Raw genomic sequence first — 15,510 nt, 5'->3', positions numbered from 1 at the left:
CCCGGGACGGCATTCGGGACTTCGGGATGGGCGTCGCGATGAACATCGGGATGAGCGTCGCGACGGACTTCAGGGTAGGATAGTGAACTATCGCATGGAAAATAATACACTCTGCCGTGGGTGGGGGAGACGCCGGTGACCGACCTGGACCAGCTCACCCAGTCCCTCGCGAGCAATCTGCGCCGGCTCCGCGCCGAGCGCGGCCTCACCCTGGAGGCGTTGGCCGCGAGGGCCGGGGTCAGCCGCAGCATGGTGATCCAGATCGAACAGGCCAGGACCAACCCGAGCGTCGGCACCGTGGTCAAGATCGGGGACGCGCTCGGCGTCAGCGTCACCACCCTGCTGGAGACCGAACATCCGCCCGCCGTGCGGCTGTTCACCGCCGAGCAGGCGGTGCGGCTGTGGCACACCGAGGCCGGGAGCCACAGCACGCTGCTGGTGGGCACGGAGGCCCCGGGGCCTCTGGAGATGTGGCGGTGGCGGCTGATGCCGGGGGAGGGGCACGAGGCCGACGCCCATCCGCCCGGCACCACCGAGCTGATCCATGTGGTCGAGGGCGAGTTGACGCTGCGGGTGGACGACGCCGAGCACCTGGTGCCGCTGGGCGCTTCGGCGGCGTTCGAGTCCCATGTGTCGCACGGCTACCGCAACGAGGGGCGGGATCCGGTCGAGTTGATCATGGCCGTGGTCGTGCCGCCCGCGCCCCGCTGAGCGCCTGGTACGGTGCCCGCCATGCGTGCTCCCATTGGTGACTTCGCCGAGGCGACTCCCCTCCCCGAGGTCGAAGAACCGCTCTGCCCCGCCGTCGCGGCTGCCGTCGCCACCTGGACGGGGAGGGTGCCGGTCGATCGGCTGCTGTGGGTGGACAGCGACCCGGAACGGGCCGACACCGCCGTCTTCGTCGAGACCTATGGCGCCGATCTGGCCACGGCCTCGGCCAACTGCGTGGTGATCGCCGGCAAGCGCGCCGGCGAGACCTCGCTGGCCGCCGCCGTGGTGCTCGCCACCAGCCGGATCGACGTCAACGGCGTGGTGCGCAAGCAACTCGGCGTCCGCAAGGCGTCGTTCGCGCCGCGTGAGACCGCGGTCGAGGCCACGGGGATGGAGTACGGCGGGATCACCCCGATCGGGCTGCCGGCGGACTGGCCGCTGCTGCTCGATCCGGCGGTGCTGGAGCTGCCGCACGTCCTGATCGGCAGCGGGAGCCGCAGGGGCAAGCTGATCGTGCCGGGTGAGGCGCTGTCCCAGCTGCCGGGTGCCGTGGTCGTCCCCGGGCTCGGCGGGTAGCGCGGGGGCGGTGGCGGGCGGCTCGCTTGACTTCGACGTACAGTGAGGTGAGGCTTGCCTAACTTGATCTGGGTGTCGTCCGTGCACCACCCGCCCCGAGCCAGGAGTTCCCCGTGAGCGACCGTCCCACCCCCAGGCCCGTTCAGACCCACCGCGCGCGGGTGCTGCACAAGGAGCGCCTCACCCCCCACATGATCCGCGTGGTGTTCGCCGGTGAGGGACTGCGGGACTTCGCGACCAGCGGCTGCACCGACCACTACGTCAAACTGCTCTTCCCCGCGCCGGGGGTGACCTACCCCGAGCCGTTCGACATCGCGACCATCCGCGCGGAGCTGCCGCGTGCTTCCTGGCCCCGGACGCGCACCTACACGGTCGCCGCCTGGGACGCCGAGGCACGGCAGCTGACCGTCGACTTCGTGTACCACGGCGACCAGGGTCTCGCCGGCCCCTGGGCCGCGGCGGCGCGGTCCGGCGACGAGCTGTACCTGCTGGGTCCCGGCGGCGGCTACGCGCCCTCGGCCGACGCCGACTGGCATCTGCTGGCCGGTGACGAGAGCGCGCTGCCGGCCATCGCGGCCGGGCTCGCCGGGCTGCCCGAGGGGGCCAGGGCGGTGGCCTATATCGAGGTGGCCGGGCCCGAGGAGGAGCAGAAGCTCGCCGTTCCCGCCGGCCCGGTCGAGGTGCACTGGCTGCACCGGGGCGAGCGGCGGGTCGGCGACGCGGTCGTGGACGCCGTGACCGCGCTCGACTTCCCGCCCGGCGAGGTGCAGGTGTTCGTCCACGGCGAGGCGCACATGGTCAAGGCGCTCCGCCGCCATCTGCGCCACGACCGGGGGTTGCCGCGCGAGGGCGTGAAGTCCGTCTCCGGCTACTGGCGCAAGGGCAGCGACGAGGACGGCTGGCAGTCGAGCAAGGCCGAGTGGAACCAGCGGATCGAGGCCGAGCAGGAGGCCGGCCAGGGCTGAGCCGCCCTCGCACCGCGTCGGATCACCACCATCACAGCCATCACAGCCATCACAGCCATCACCGTCAGATCCGCCCGGTCGGCCGGCCCGGCGAGTAGGGGCGGCGCCCCCACTCCATCGCCGACCAGGGCGGTCGCAGATCGGCGAGCTCGGTGATCTGGTGCGGTTTGAGCGTGCGCGGGTCGGGCGCCTCCCGGTGGCGGGCGAAGGCGCGTTCGGCATAGCGGTGCCCGGTGTCGGCGCCGATCACCAGATGGGTGCGCTCGGGCCGCCTGGCCGCCTCCCACTGGGCCGCCAGATGCGCCGCGCCCGTGGAGAGCCCGGCGAACACCGCGTGCCCGCGCAGCAGGGCGACGGAGCCGGCCATCGCGTGCCGGAAGTCGATCCAGTGCAGTCCGTCGTAGAGCTGGTGGCGGACGTTGGCGAACGGGATGGCGCTGCCGATGCCGGCGATGATGGCCTCCGGATCCAGGAACCGTTCGCTGCCGAAGGTGACGCTGCCGAACGGTTGGACGCCGACCAGCCGTGCGTCCAGGCCGTGTTGACGCAGCGGCAGCACGAGTCCGCCGGTGGAGGAGCCGGTGCCGACCGAGCCGACCACCGTCAGCTCCCGTCCGGGCAGCGCCGCCGCCACCAGGGCGGCGAACTCGCGGTAGCCCGCGTAGTGCACCGCGTCGTGGTACTGCCGCATCCAGTGCATGTCGGGGCGTCCCGCGACGAGTTCGCGCACCCGCTCCACCCGGCGTTCCTGGTCCAGGCGCAGATCGTCGGACGGCGGCATCTGGTCGATGGTGGCGCCCAGGATCTCCAACTGCACCCGGGTGGTGGCGTCCACGGTGGTGGACGCCACGATGTGGCAGCGCAGTCCGTGTCGGTGCGCGGCCATCGCCAGGGCCAGCGCGTAGATCCCGCTGGAGCTGTCGACGAGCGTCTGTCCCGGGCGGATGACGCCCCGCTCCCGTAACGTCCGCACCGCGCCGAGCGCGGCGTACACCTTGAGCGTCTCGAAACGCGCCAGCACGGTGTTGGGGGAGAGCCGGACCAGGTCGGGGGCCTTGATGGCGTCGGTGATGTGCGCGTGCACCACCGCGGTTCCGGGGGTGTTCTCCTCGTGCCTTCGCATGGCGTCGCCACCTCGACTCGTGGGGAATCCGGCGCGGTCGGCGCCGGACGGCGGGCGTTGGACGGGGCCGGCGCCCGGCCGCGCGGGTGCGCCGCGGCCGGGCGCGGGGTCACGGCAGGGGCCGATCGGCCTCGGCGGTGGTGAGTTGGGTGACCAAGGTCTGCCGGGCCCGCGCCACCCGGGAGCGCACGGTCCCGATGGGGCACCCGCTGGCCGCCGCCACCTCCGCGTAGGGCAGGCCCACGATCTGGGTGAGCCGGAAGGCGGTGGCCCGGTCGGTGGGGAGGCGGGCGAGCAGTTCGTCCAGCGCCACCCGCTCCTCGAAGCCCGGTACCTGGCCGCGCTGTTGGCGTTCCACCACGGAGAGCCAGTCGGAGGTGTCGGCCAGCCGGGGACGGGAGCGCTCGTAGCGGACCCGGTCGATCACGGTGCGCCGCGCGATGGTCAACAGCCAGGTGCGGGCCGACGAGCGGCCCTCGAACGCCGGCAGGCTGCGCAGCGCGCGCAGCAACGTGTCCTGGGCGAGGTCCTCTGCGCCCTGCGGATCGCCGCTCAACCGGGCCAGATAGCGCTGGAGATCGTCGCGCACGGCGCGCACGAAGAGCTCGACCGCGCGCGCCTCGCCGGTGCGGGCGGCCAGCGCCCACCGGGTGACGGTGGCGTCGTCGGCGCGCGCCGGATCGAGCGCGAGGGCGCGCACCGCCGCCGCGTCCTTGCGTATGTCGCCCTGCTCATGGGGGGGTTGACCGGCGTGGGCGGCCGGCCGCCGGCCTGGCGGAGCGGCGAGTGTTGAGGTCACGGTCCTGTCGCCTTTCGCGGAACGTGCCGTCCCCCGGGGAGGTGGCACGGCGTGGGGGAGCCCGGGCTCCCCCCGAGGACAGGACGGACGTGACGTGGTCCGTCAGGCGGGGCGGGCCCGGTGGGGGCGCGGAAGGGGCGCGGGGAGCGCGCGGAGCGGGGGCGGCCCCCGGGAGCCGAACCGGCGCGCCCATCCGGGCCACGGCGGCTCCCGTTGGTCGTCGGGGCCGACGCGCCGCCGGCGCGGGGGAGTCGAAGCGGTCGGCGGCGTGGCGAGGGGCGGCGGGGGCGGCCACACCCGGTCGGCGGCCCGGCCGAGCAGCCGGAAGAGCGCGCGTTCGCCCCACCACAGCCAGACCGCGCTGAGCAGCGCCAACGCCAGATGCGCAGCGAGCATCCACGCCGTGGAGCCATGCTCCTCATGGGCGCCGGTGAGCGTCACGGTCGCGGCGTGCGCCGCGTCCCCAGGCGCCGGATGGGGGCGCGCGGCGGGGGCCGGCGCCGGCCCGACGACATGCCCCAACGAGAGCGTGACATGCAGCAGGGCCTGGGTGCCGAGCGCCGAGGCGATGACGGCGACCGGCCCCCGCTCGCGGTCGGTGAACGCCACCACGCCGATCCAGACACCGAGGAAAACCACCCCGAGTGTCGGCCAGGAAACGGAATCCCCGGACATCAGCGTGTGACTGGAAACGGTGAGCACCACGCAGAGCCCCGCGAATACGGTGGCTCTCGTGGCGCGCAACGTCCGGCCAGGTTCCATGACACGACCATGGTGACATCGCGCGGTTCGGGTGACGATATGTGCGGCAGGATTTTCGTCATCCGAAAACGCATTGCGGAGTGCCGGGAACTTACCTGTCGCGGCTGCCGACTTCTCAAGTGAAAGGCCGCTGCACCCTGCGCCTGGCCGGTGGTCGCTGGCCGTTCGACCCGCCGGTCGGCGGCCGGATTTCCCGGTCGGCGCGGTACCGGAAGGTTTCTGTTCCGGAACCAAAAGCGAGGCGAGTGCGACCCCGGCGGATTTCCCGTTCCGCCGTCGCGTGTTCCCCCGCGCCGCGGCCGGTACGCCTCCGTCGGGTAAAGGATTTCCATGTTCCGAAGAACAGCCGGGGAGGTCTCTATTTCACCGTCCGCCGCCCCCGGGTACACTCCGAGCCGGCCGCTACCGGAAGCGAGGTGTCCCACCGATGCACTGGTACGAGGATGACGGTTTTTGGGTCGATTTCTCCGAGGTGATGTTCCCCCCACGACGACGCGCCGCGATCGCCGAACTGGTCGAGGGGTCCCCGCTGTTCGACCACCCGGCGGGGACCCGGGTGTTGGACCTGGCCTGCGGGCCCGCGCTCTACGCGGTGCCGCTGGCGCGCGCCGGCTGCCGGGTCACCGGGCTCGACCTCAGCCCCGCGATGCTGGACCGCGCCCGCGCCGCCTGCGCCGCCGCCGGCGTCCAGGTCCGGCTGGTCCAGGGCGACATGCTGACCCATGTGGAGCCGGAGAGCTACGACGTGGTGCTCAACGTTTTCACCTCCTTCGGCTACTTCGACGCCCCCGAGGACAACCTGCGGGTGCTGCGCAACGCGTACGCCTCGCTGGTGCCCGGCGGCGAGTTGGTGATCGACCTGATGGGCAAGGAGGTGCTGGCCGGCTGGATCGGACGGCCCCAGGTCGTCGAGTTGGACGACGCGTATGTGGTGCAACGGGACACGGTGTTGGACGACTGGACACGGCTGCGCACCGACTGGACGCTCGTGCGGGGCGCCACCGCCCGCGAGGCGTCGATCACCTCCCAGCTGTACAGCGCGGCCGAGTTGCGCGCGCTCTTCGAGAACGCCGGCTTCACCGAGGTCAGTTGCCATGGCGACTTCGACCTCTCCCCCTACGACCAGCGCGCCCGCCGGCTGATCGTGCGCGGCGTCAGGCCCGGTGGGCCGACCGGCGACGAGCGGAAGCGAGAAGACGCATGACCACCATCGCCGCCCTGGAGACCCTGAGCTTCGGACTGGTCAACACCGTCGAGGCGGTGGCCGGGGCCGGGCACCGGTTCGTGCTGCTCACCGGGGCCCGCGCCATCTACCGCCACGAGCTGGCCCGACTGCCGCCGGACGCCCTGGACATCGTCGACGTCGACACCCGCGACCAGGCCGCCTGCCGGGCCGCGCTGCGCGCCGTCCCCGACCTGGTGGGGCTGGTCAACTCCACGGACGGCTGGAGCGTCCCGGCCGCCGAACTGGCCGCCGAGTTCGGCCTCCCCGGGCCGGAGCCCGACGGGGTCCGGCTGCTCCGCGACAAGCTGCGGGTCCGTCGACTGCTCGCCGAACGCGGCCTCGGCCGGGTCCTGGCGGTCCCGGTGGAGCCGGGCCCCCACGCGGCGCCGGCGGTGCTGCGCGAGATCGGCCTGCCGGCCGTCCTCAAGGACTCGGCCGGCACCTCGTCCCGCAACGTGTGGCTGGTGCGGGACCGGGCGGGGCTCGACCGGGCGCTGGCCGAGGCCGGCCAACAGGCGCTGACCGGCGGCCTCTTCGCCGAGACCTATGTGCCGGGCCCCGTGTACAGCGCGGAGACCGTCGGCTGGGGCGGGGAGACCCGGCTCCTGGGCGTCCTCAGCCGGCAGCTGTCGCCCCCGCCGGCGGTGCGCGAGGAGGTGGCGTCCTTCCCCGTGGCCCTGCCGCCCGACCAGGAGCGCGCCATCGAGGACTGGGTGCGCCGCCTGCTGGCGGCGGCCGGCCACCGCGAGGGCTTCGCCCATGTGGAGTTCGTCCTCACCGCCGAGGGGCCGGAGCTGGTGGAGATCAACCGGCGCATCGGCGGCGCGCTGGTCGGCGAGGCGCTCTGCCGCGCCCTGGCCACCAACGTCTACGAGGCGCTGGTGGACACCACGCTCGGCCGGCGCCCCGGCCTGCTCGACGGCCCCGAACGCACCGGGCCGGCCACCGCGTTCGCGCTCGTCTACCCGGACCGCCCCGGCACCCTCACCGGCTGGTCGGGGCTCGACGGTCTGGCCGCCTTCCCCGGCTCCCCCGAGTGGTACCCGACGCTGGCCCTGGGGGACGTGGTGCGGCATCTGACCGACCAACGGGGGTGCAGCGGCATCCTGTTGACCGAGGGCGCCACGGCCGAACTCGCCCTGCACCGGGCGCTGAGCGCGGCCGGCTCGATCACCCCGCTGATCACCCCATGACCCCGGTGAGGTGCGCCGGCCGGTGGCCGGCGCCCTGCCCGGCGGGGGCAGCGGCCCGTGGCCCTCACCCCGTGGGGGTCCGCGCACGCAGGTAGGCGGTGAGGGAGCGGGGCTCGTGGCCGGTCAGCTCTCTGACGGCCGTGGTGACCTCGGACATCCCCCCGGCGGCCAGGTCCGCGTAGAGCCACAGCAGGTCATCGACGAACCAGGCGGGCAGGCCGCCGGCGCGCAGTTCGGCCCCCGCGACCGAGGGAGTCTGGTCGTGGAAGGCCACCCCCAGCGCGTCGGCGATCTCGGCGTGCGACAGGGCCAGCGGCCCGGTCAGCGGGTAGGCGACCCCGGCGCCCGGCGCCACCGCGCCCCGTTCGCCGGTCAGCAGCGCGGCGGCGCACGCGGCGATGTCCGCCGCGTCGATGTACGCCACCCGGCCGTCCCCGTAGGGGCCGGTCACCGCGCCGTTCCGGACGAGCCCACCGGCCCCGTTGTCGAAGTTCTGGTAGAAGCCCGTCGGTTGGAGGGTGGCCCAGGGCAGGCCCGAGTCGGCCAGGTGGCGTTCGATCTCCCAGTGGGCCAGCGGCGACAGGCGCGCGTCCGGCGACGGTCGCCAGGCCGAGATCTTGACCACCCGGGAGACGCCGGCGGCCAGCGCCGCCTCGATGGCGGCGCCCTGCTGGGCGATCATCGGCTGGCGCCCGGCGACCGGCAGCGCGCCGGGGCCGTTCAGCAGCAGCCGGTCCACGCCCTCGAAGGCGGGCGGCAGCGACGCGGGATCGTCCAGATCGCCGACGACGAAGGGGCAACCGAGCGCGCGGCCCTTCGCCTCGTCGCGCACCAGGGCGCGGAAGGGCGCCCCCGCCTCGGCGAGGATCCGCACCAGCGGCCCGCCGATGGTGCCCGTGGCACCCGTCACCAGAATCATCCGACCTCCCGAAGGCCAACGCCGGTCCGGCTCCCCGGGCATGGGGGAGCCCTGGGGCGCGGACCGGCATAAAGTGAGAGCCCCTCAAGAAGCACCCTACGAATAACCCGAGGACCCCTCAAGTTATGTCGGAGACCCCCACCCGCCGCAGGCGGGCCGATGCGGAGCGCAACCGCGCCCGGCTGCTCGCCCAGGCGGAGACCGTGTTCCAGGAGCAGGGCACCGAGGCGTCGCTGGAGCGCGTCGCCCGGGGCGCGGGCGTCGCCATCGGCACGCTCTACGCGCACTTCCCCTCCCGCCGCGCCCTGTTGCTGGCGCTGCTGGAGGACCGGCAGGACGCCGTGCACGCCCTCGGCGACGCGCTGCTCGCCGACGCCGCGATCCCGCCCGGGGAGGCGCTGGCCCGCTGGATGACGGCCGTCGCCGCGCACGGCGCCACCTACAGCGGGCTCGCGGGGCAACTGCTCGGCAGCCTGGACGACGAGACCTCGGCGCTGCACGCGGCCTGCCACCGGATGTCCACGGTTGGCGCCGCGCTGGTCGACCGTGCCCGCGCCGCCGGCGTGGTCGGCGCGGACGTCTCACCCGACGACGTCTTCGCCGTGATCAGCGCCGCCTCCTGGCTGCGCGGCCAGACCCGGGACGAGGCCAGGGCCGAGCATCTGACCGGACTGCTGATCGCCGGCCTGGTGCCGGGCTGACCGGCGCCGCGTCCCTACGGCCGGCCCAGCACGGTGAGGCCGAGCATCCGCGCGCCCAACTCGGTGCGCGGCCGGTGGCGGCTGCCGGGCTCGAAGACGACATAGGTGCCGGGGCCGTGCCGCTCGCCGCCGTCGATCACCTCGCCGCTCAGCACGAAGTACCGCTCCTCGGTGGCGTGCACATCCACCTCGGGCCACTCGGTGCCAGGGGCGAAGTCGATCAACCAGCCGCTGGCGTAGGGCGTGCGGCCCAGCCGGCGGCGCAGGATGCCGGGAGCGACCTCAAGCGGCTCGACGTCGTCGACCCGGAGGCTGGTCTTCCCCGCGGTGGTCGTCGGCTGTTCGGTCTGTTCGGTCTGTTCGGTCATGAGCCCCACGGTGCCGTGGCGCGACCCGGGCTCGGCAGAGTCTGGAAAGACATCATCGGGTACATTCGTGCCATGACGAGCCACCGGGTGGTCGCGCTGCTCAACGAGCCGCAGTCGCCGTTCGAACTCGCCTGTGCGGCCGAGGTCTTCGGGGTCGAGCGGCCGGGCCTCACGCCGCACTACGCCTTCTCCGTCTGCGCGAGCCGCCCCGGTCCGCTGCGGGCCACGGTGGGCCCCGCGCTGGTCGTCGAGCACGGCCTCGACGCCCTGCGCGAGGCTGACACCGTCGTCGTGCCCGGCTGGCACCCGGTCGGTGGCGACGTCCCCGCCGAGGTCCTCGACGCGCTGCGCGCCGCGCACGCCAGGGGCGCGCGGCTGGTCTCGATCTGCACCGGCGCCTTCGTGCTGGCCAGGGCCGGGCTGCTCGACGGCCGCTCGGCCACCACCCACTGGGGGCGCACGGCCCAACTGGCCGCCGACTTCCCCCGGGTGACGGTGGACGCGGACGTGCTCTACGTCGACCACGGCGATGTCGCCACCAGCGCGGGCAGCGGAGCCGGCATCGACCTCTGCCTCCATCTGGTCCGCGCCGACCACGGCGCGGCGTACGCCGCGCGGATCGCCCGCAGCATGGTGCTGCCGCCGCACCGCGAGGGCAGCCAACTCCAGTACGCCGTGCGGGCCGACGACGCCCGCCCCCGGGCGGACGCGTCGCTCGCGCCGCTGCTGGAGTGGGCCGTCGCGCGGCTCGGCACGCCGCTGACCGTCGAGGCGCTGGCCGCGCGCGCCGGCCTGTCGGGGCGCACCCTGACGCGTCGCTTCCTGGAGCAGCTGGGGACCAGCCCGGGGCAGTGGCTGCTCGCCCAACGCCTGGACGCCGCCCGGGGGTTGCTGGAGCGCACCGACCTCCCGGTGGAGGCCGTCGCCACCCGGGTCGGCCTGTCGTCCGCGGTGAACCTGCGCCGCCGCTTCCGCACCGCCTACGGCGTCACGCCCGGCGCCTACCGGCGGACGTTCGGCGGCCGGTAGGCGCCGCCCCGCCGGCCGCGCGCTACCGGTACTCGGGGGCGGCCAGCTCGATCGCCGGGCAGCGGTCCATCACCATCTCCAGGCCGGCCGCCAGGGTGCGGGCGTAGGCGGCCTCGTCGAGCACGCCGAGCTGGAACCACACGGCCCTGGCGCCGATGGCCACGGCCTGGTCGGCGACCTCCCCGGCGAGCGCGCTGTTCACGAAGACGTCCACCACGTCCACCGGGAACGGGATGTCGGCCAACGTGGCATAGCCGGGTTCGCCGTGCACCGTCTCGGCCCTGGGGTGCACCGGCACCACGCGCTTGCCGAACCGTTGGAGCGTGGTGGCCACCCCGTAGGCGGCGCGCGCCGGATTGTCGGACAGCCCCACGACGGCCCAGGTGGGGCCGGTCTCGGTCAGAATCCTGCGGACGGTTTCCTGGTCTCCGTACATGCCCGCTCAACGGCGGCGCCCACCGGCCGCATTCCCCGACCGCCGAGTCCCTAGTCTTGGCGGATGCCTGACCACTATCTGACGGTGGCCGCCGAGGGTGAGCACGAGACCGAGGTCAACCGTTCGCGCTTCCTGTGCGCCCTGGCGCCGGCCCCCACCGAGGAGGACGCCCAGCGGTTCGTCGGGCGGATCAGGGAGCGGCACCCCACAGCCAGTCACCACTGCTATGCCTATGTGATCGGTGCCGATGCCTCCGTGCGGCGCGCCTTTGACGACGGGGAGCCGGGCGGTACGGCGGGTCAGCCCATGCTGGGCATGCTGCTGCGGCGCGAGGTGCGCTGTGTGGTCGCGGTGGTGACCCGGTACTTCGGCGGTACCAAGCTGGGCGCCGGCGGGTTGATCCGTGCCTACGGCGGCGCGGTCGGCGCCGCCCTGGACGCCCAGGGCACGGTCACCAGGCGCCGGCTGCGGTCCGCGCTGGTCACCGTGGACCACGGTCGGGCCGGCCGGCTGGAGAACGAGCTGCGGGCGCTGGGCCATCAGGTGCGCTCCGTCTCCTATGGCGCCGAGGTCGCCATCGCGCTCGCGCTGCCGGCCGGCGACCTCGACTCCTTCGCCTCCTGGCTGGCCGGGGCCACGGCGGGCGCCGCCCGGCTGGAGCTGGGGGCGGACACGACGGACGCGGTCTGAGCCGAGGAAGCCGGGGTCCGGGCCAAAGGGGGTACTCGGTCGTCCGGAATAGTCCGGCAGGGGATACGGTTGCCCAGATAAGTTGAACGGTCAACTAAGTGAGGTGGGTGCGATGCAGTTCGGAGTCTTCACCGTCGGTGATGTGACCCCCGACCCGACCACCGGCAGGACGCCGTCCGAGCACGAGCGGATCAAGGCGATGGTGGCCATCGCGCAGAAGGCCGAGGAGGTCGGCCTGGACGTGTTCGCCACCGGCGAGCACCACAACCCGCCGTTCGTCCCCTCGTCGCCCACCACCCTGCTGGGGTGGATCGCGGCGCGCACCGAGCGGCTCATCCTCTCCACCTCCACCACGCTGATCACCACCAACGACCCGGTGAAGATCGCCGAGGACTTCGCGATGCTCCAGCACCTGGCCGACGGCCGGGTGGACCTGATGCTCGGCCGGGGCAACACCGGGCCCGTCTACCCCTGGTTCGGCCAGGACATCCGCCAGGGCATCCCGCTGGCCATCGAGAACTACGCGCTACTGCACCAGCTGTGGCGCGAGGACGTGGTGGACTGGAAGGGCCGCTTCCGCAGCCCGCTCCAGAGCTTCACCGCCACGCCCAGGCCGCTGGACGGCGTGCCGCCGTTCGTCTGGCACGGCTCCATCCGCAGCCCGGAGATCGCCGAACAGGCCGCCTACTACGGCGACGGCTTCTTCGCCAACAACATCTTCTGGCCCAAGGAGCACTTCCAGCAGCTGATCGGCCTCTACCGCGAGCGCTACGCCCACTACGGGCACGGCACCCCCGAGCAGGCGATGGTCGGCCTGGGCGGGCAGCTGTTCGTCCGGAAGAACTCCCAGGACGCGGTCCGCGAGTTCCGCCCGTACTTCGACAACGCGCCGGTCTACGGGCACGGCCCCTCGTTGGAGGAGTTCACCGAGCAGACCCCGCTGACCGTGGGCAGCCCGCAGGAGGCGATCGAGAAGACGCTCGCCTTCCGGGAGTCCTTCGGCGACTACCAGCGCCAGCTGTTCCTGATGGACCACGCCGGGCTGCCGCTGAAGACCGTGCTGGAGCAGCTCGACCTCCTCGGCGAGGAGATCGTCCCCGTGCTGCGCCGCGAGTTCGCCGCAGGGCGTCCGGCCGACGTGCCCCAGGGGCCCACCCACGAGGCGCGGGTCGCCAGGGCGCGCCAGGACGCCGCCGCCAGCCCGGCCTGAGCGGACGGCCGGACGTTCCCGCACCCGACGCCGTCCAGGAACGGCGACCTATCGACAAGGAGTCAGGCATCATGACGTCGCGGAACCTGGTGGTGGTCTCGGCCGGGCTCAGCCAGCCCTCGTCCACCCGCCTGCTGGCCGACCGGCTCGCCGAGGCGACCGGCCGCCATCTGACGGGCGACGAGCGGGAGACGGAGACCCGGGTCGTCGAACTCCGCGACCTGGCCACCGACATCGCGGGCAACCTGGTCACCGGCTTTCCCGCGCCCCCGCTGCGCGCGGCCGTCGACGCCGTGCTGTCGGCGGACGCCGTGATCGCGGTGACGCCCGTCTTCGCCGCCTCCTACAGCGGGCTGTTCAAGTCGTTCTTCGACCTGTTCGAACCCGCCTCGCTGGTCGGCAAGCCGGTGCTGATCGCCGCCACCGGCGGCACGGCGCGGCACTCGCTGGCCCTGGAGTACGCGATGCGCCCCCTCTTCGCCCATCTGCGGACCACCGTCGTCCCGACGGCGGTGTTCGCGGCGGCCGAGGACTGGGGCGGGAACGGCGACCCGCTGACCGACACCCTGCCCACCCGGATCGACCGCGCCGCCCGCGAACTCGCCGCGCTGGCCGGCGCCGCGCCCCCGGCGATCGAAAGCGGCGAGGAGGAGGCGGCGGTCACCCCGTTCGCCGAGCAACTCGCGGCGCTGCGCGTCGAGTAGGGCGGCGGACGAGGGACACCGGCGGCAACCTTCGGCGGTTCGGCGGCCACCAGGGGGGGAGTTCCCCCACGCGAGATTGGACCGCCGTTGACTCCCCACATCCAGCGCCGACGCCGCCCGCTCACCCTGTTCGCCGCGCTCACCGTGCTCGGCGGCGGCCTGGTCGCCGTCGGCACGGTCGGCGAACAGGCCAGCGCCGCCCCCGCCCTGCCCACCGCCTGGCCGGCCGAGGCGGACGGCTTCGCCTCCGTCGACGCCCTCGGCCAGAACGGCACCTACGGCGGCCGGGACGGCGAGACCGTCACCGTCACCACCGAGGAGGAACTGGTCCGCTACGCCACCGCTGAGGAGCCCTACACCATCCAGGTCGCCGGGCCCATCACCCTGGCCGACAAGGGCACCGAGATCCGCGTCGCCTCCGACAAGACCATCGTCGGCGTCGGCACCGCCGGCGAGATCGTCGAGGGTGGCTTCTTCCTCGGCGAGGGCGTGCACAACGTCATCATCCGCAACCTCACCATCCGCGACACCTACGACGGCGAGTGGGACGGCAAGGAGAACGACTGGGACGCCATCCAACTGGACGGCGCCCACCACGTCTGGATCGACCACAACCACCTGACCCGCATGGAGGACGGGCTGATCGACAGCCGCAAGGACACCACCTACCTCACCGTGTCCTGGAACAAGCTCAGCCAGCACAACAAGGCGTTCGGCATCGGCTGGACGGAGAACGTGACGGCCGACATCACCATCCACCACAACTGGTTCCACGAGACCCAGCAGCGCAACCCGTCCGCCGACAACATCGCGCACGCCCACCTCTACAACAACTACCTCCAGGACGATCCGGCCGGCGAGGTGGAGACCGCCTACGGCAACTGGGCGCGCGGCGCCACCAACATGGTGCTGGAGAACAGCTACTTCGAGAACGTGCACGACCCCTACTTCCCCGACCCGGACGCCCAACTCGTCGAACGCGGCAGCGTGTTGCGGAACACCACCGGAAGGGCCGAGACCCAGGGCGAGGGCTTCGACCCCGGCGCGTTCTACGACTACACCCTCGACCCGGCCGAGGACGTCCCCGCCCTGCTGCGCGCCGGCACCGGCCCCAGGGCCGACCTCGGCACCACCGTGCCCGTCGCCGACGAGCCCGATCTGGTGGTGGCCGCCGACGGCAGCGGCGACCACACCACCGTGGCCTCGGCCGTCGCCGCCGTGCCGCCGGACAGCGACGCCCCGTTCACCATCGGCGTCCAGCCGGGCGTCTACCGCGAGACCGTGCTCGTGCCCCGGGACCGGCCGCACCTGCGGCTGGTCGGCCTCGGCGACTCGGCCGCCGACGTCACCGTCGTCTACGACAACTCGGCCGGCACCGAACGGCCGGACGGCGGCACCTACGGCACCTCCGGCAGCGCCACCTTCACCGTCGAGGCCGACGACTTCCAGGCCCACCGCCTCACCTTCGCCAACGACTTCGACGAACTCGCCCACGCCGACCAGCCGGGCCACCAGGCCGTCGCCCTGCGCACGGCGGCCGACCGGGTGCTGCTGAGCGACATCGTGGCCGAAGGCGACCAGGACACCCTGCTGTTGGACACCAGGAGCAAGGGCGTCGAGGGGCGCGTACTGCTGACCGGATCGGTCGTCAGGGGCAACGTCGACTTCGTCTTCGGCCGCGCCACCGCCGTGATCAGCGACACCGACATCGAGGTGACCACCCGCCCCGACGGCTCGTCCGGCGGCTATGTCACCGCGCCCTCCACCGTCGCCGAGCACGCCGGGTTCCTGATCACCGACAGCCGGATCACCGGCGACGTGGACGCGGGCACCTTCCACCTCGGACGCCCCTGGTACGCCGGCGGCGACGCCGCGCTGCACCCGCAGACCGTCGTCAGGGACAGCGAGTTGGGCCCGGCCGTCCGCACCGCGCCCTGGACCGACATGAGCGGCTTCCCCTGGCAGGGCGCCCGCTTCGCCGAGTACCGCAACGGCGGCCCCGGCTCCGGCGACGCCGGCGAGGACCGGCCGCAGCTGACGGACGAGGAGGCCGCCGACCACACCGCCGAACGCTGGCTGGGCGACTGGACGCCCTGACC

Annotated in this window: 17 protein-coding genes; 11 read left to right on the top strand and 6 right to left on the bottom strand. The window is 73.4% G+C overall.

Features of this window, described 5'->3' with window-relative positions:
• The first annotated feature begins 135 nt into the window (after window positions 1-135).
• From K4G22_RS00495 to K4G22_RS00485, 3 genes are all read left to right on the top strand, one after another.
• Window positions 136-711, top strand: coding sequence for a helix-turn-helix domain-containing protein (locus K4G22_RS00495; protein WP_228077580.1), 576 nt, complete (start codon window positions 136-138; stop codon window positions 709-711).
• A 21-nt stretch (window positions 712-732) separates the two neighbouring features.
• Window positions 733-1,287 (top strand): YbaK/EbsC family protein, encoded by a 555-nt coding sequence (locus K4G22_RS00490; RefSeq protein ID WP_228077579.1) that lies wholly within the window; start codon window positions 733-735, stop codon window positions 1,285-1,287.
• Window positions 1,288-1,400: 113 nt separating this feature from the next.
• Window positions 1,401-2,252, top strand: coding sequence for a siderophore-interacting protein (locus K4G22_RS00485; RefSeq protein WP_228077578.1), 852 nt, complete (start codon window positions 1,401-1,403; stop codon window positions 2,250-2,252).
• A gap of 64 nt (window positions 2,253-2,316) precedes the next feature.
• Here K4G22_RS00485 and K4G22_RS00480 read toward each other — a convergent pair whose 3' ends face one another.
• From K4G22_RS00480 to K4G22_RS00470, 3 genes are all read right to left on the bottom strand, one after another.
• The gene (locus tag K4G22_RS00480) at window positions 2,317-3,375 is read right to left on the bottom strand and encodes a pyridoxal-phosphate dependent enzyme (RefSeq protein WP_228077577.1); all 1,059 of its coding nucleotides are present in this window, start codon (window positions 3,373-3,375) and stop codon (window positions 2,317-2,319) included.
• Window positions 3,376-3,484: 109 nt separating this feature from the next.
• Window positions 3,485-4,096, bottom strand: coding sequence for a sigma-70 family RNA polymerase sigma factor (locus K4G22_RS00475; protein WP_425336770.1), 612 nt, complete (start codon window positions 4,094-4,096; stop codon window positions 3,485-3,487).
• A 180-nt stretch (window positions 4,097-4,276) separates the two neighbouring features.
• The gene (locus tag K4G22_RS00470) at window positions 4,277-4,849 is read right to left on the bottom strand and encodes a hypothetical protein (protein ID WP_228077576.1); all 573 of its coding nucleotides are present in this window, start codon (window positions 4,847-4,849) and stop codon (window positions 4,277-4,279) included.
• Window positions 4,850-5,363: 514 nt separating this feature from the next.
• Between K4G22_RS00470 and K4G22_RS00465 the strand changes: the two genes are divergently transcribed.
• Both K4G22_RS00465 and K4G22_RS00460 read left to right on the top strand, forming a co-directional pair.
• Window positions 5,364-6,140, top strand: a complete 777-nt coding sequence (locus tag K4G22_RS00465) for a class I SAM-dependent methyltransferase (RefSeq protein WP_228077575.1) — start codon at window positions 5,364-5,366, stop codon at window positions 6,138-6,140.
• The gene (locus K4G22_RS00460; RefSeq protein ID WP_228077574.1) at window positions 6,137-7,354 is read left to right on the top strand and encodes an ATP-grasp domain-containing protein; all 1,218 of its coding nucleotides are present in this window, start codon (window positions 6,137-6,139) and stop codon (window positions 7,352-7,354) included. Before K4G22_RS00465 ends, K4G22_RS00460 begins: the two co-directional genes overlap by 4 nt.
• Window positions 7,355-7,418: 64 nt before the next feature.
• Here the strand turns inward: K4G22_RS00460 and K4G22_RS00455 are convergent, their stop codons facing one another.
• On the bottom strand, window positions 7,419-8,273 hold the full coding sequence (locus K4G22_RS00455) for an NmrA family NAD(P)-binding protein (protein ID WP_228077573.1): 855 nt from the start codon (window positions 8,271-8,273) through the stop codon (window positions 7,419-7,421).
• 125 nt (window positions 8,274-8,398) lie between these two features.
• Between K4G22_RS00455 and K4G22_RS00450 the strand changes: the two genes are divergently transcribed.
• The gene (locus K4G22_RS00450) at window positions 8,399-8,974 is read left to right on the top strand and encodes a TetR/AcrR family transcriptional regulator (RefSeq protein ID WP_228077572.1); all 576 of its coding nucleotides are present in this window, start codon (window positions 8,399-8,401) and stop codon (window positions 8,972-8,974) included.
• Between the two features lie 14 nt (window positions 8,975-8,988).
• Here the strand turns inward: K4G22_RS00450 and K4G22_RS00445 are convergent, their stop codons facing one another.
• Window positions 8,989-9,342, bottom strand: a complete 354-nt coding sequence (locus K4G22_RS00445) for a cupin domain-containing protein (RefSeq protein WP_228077571.1) — start codon at window positions 9,340-9,342, stop codon at window positions 8,989-8,991.
• 72 nt (window positions 9,343-9,414) lie between these two features.
• On the opposite strand from K4G22_RS00445, the gene K4G22_RS00440 reads away from it, so the two are divergent.
• Entirely contained in the window at window positions 9,415-10,371 is a 957-nt protein-coding gene (locus K4G22_RS00440; RefSeq protein ID WP_228077570.1) for a helix-turn-helix domain-containing protein, read from the top strand.
• 22 nt (window positions 10,372-10,393) lie between these two features.
• Here the strand turns inward: K4G22_RS00440 and K4G22_RS00435 are convergent, their stop codons facing one another.
• Complete coding sequence (locus K4G22_RS00435; protein ID WP_228077569.1) at window positions 10,394-10,807, bottom strand: CoA-binding protein; 414 nt, start codon at window positions 10,805-10,807, stop codon at window positions 10,394-10,396.
• A gap of 63 nt (window positions 10,808-10,870) precedes the next feature.
• Here K4G22_RS00435 and K4G22_RS00430 point away from each other — a divergent pair, with 63 nt between their 5' ends.
• From K4G22_RS00430 to K4G22_RS00415, 4 genes are all read left to right on the top strand, one after another.
• Window positions 10,871-11,497 (top strand): YigZ family protein, encoded by a 627-nt coding sequence (locus tag K4G22_RS00430; protein WP_228077568.1) that lies wholly within the window; start codon window positions 10,871-10,873, stop codon window positions 11,495-11,497.
• Window positions 11,498-11,609: 112 nt separating this feature from the next.
• Window positions 11,610-12,707: an LLM class flavin-dependent oxidoreductase gene (locus K4G22_RS00425; RefSeq protein WP_228077567.1), complete on the top strand. Its 1,098-nt coding sequence runs from the start codon at window positions 11,610-11,612 to the stop codon at window positions 12,705-12,707.
• 71 nt (window positions 12,708-12,778) lie between these two features.
• Complete coding sequence (locus K4G22_RS00420) at window positions 12,779-13,411, top strand: FMN reductase (protein WP_228077566.1); 633 nt, start codon at window positions 12,779-12,781, stop codon at window positions 13,409-13,411.
• Between the two features lie 87 nt (window positions 13,412-13,498).
• A complete protein-coding gene (locus K4G22_RS00415; protein ID WP_228077565.1) occupies window positions 13,499-15,508 on the top strand; it encodes a pectinesterase family protein in 2,010 nt (669 codons plus the stop codon).
• Window positions 15,509-15,510 lie beyond the last annotated feature (2 nt).

Source organism: Streptomyces profundus, from assembly GCF_020740535.1.
GTDB lineage: Bacteria > Actinomycetota > Actinomycetes > Streptomycetales > Streptomycetaceae > Streptomyces > Streptomyces profundus.
The sequence above is the reverse complement of the archived record's forward strand: the minus strand, read 5'-3'. Positions and strand labels throughout refer to the sequence as shown.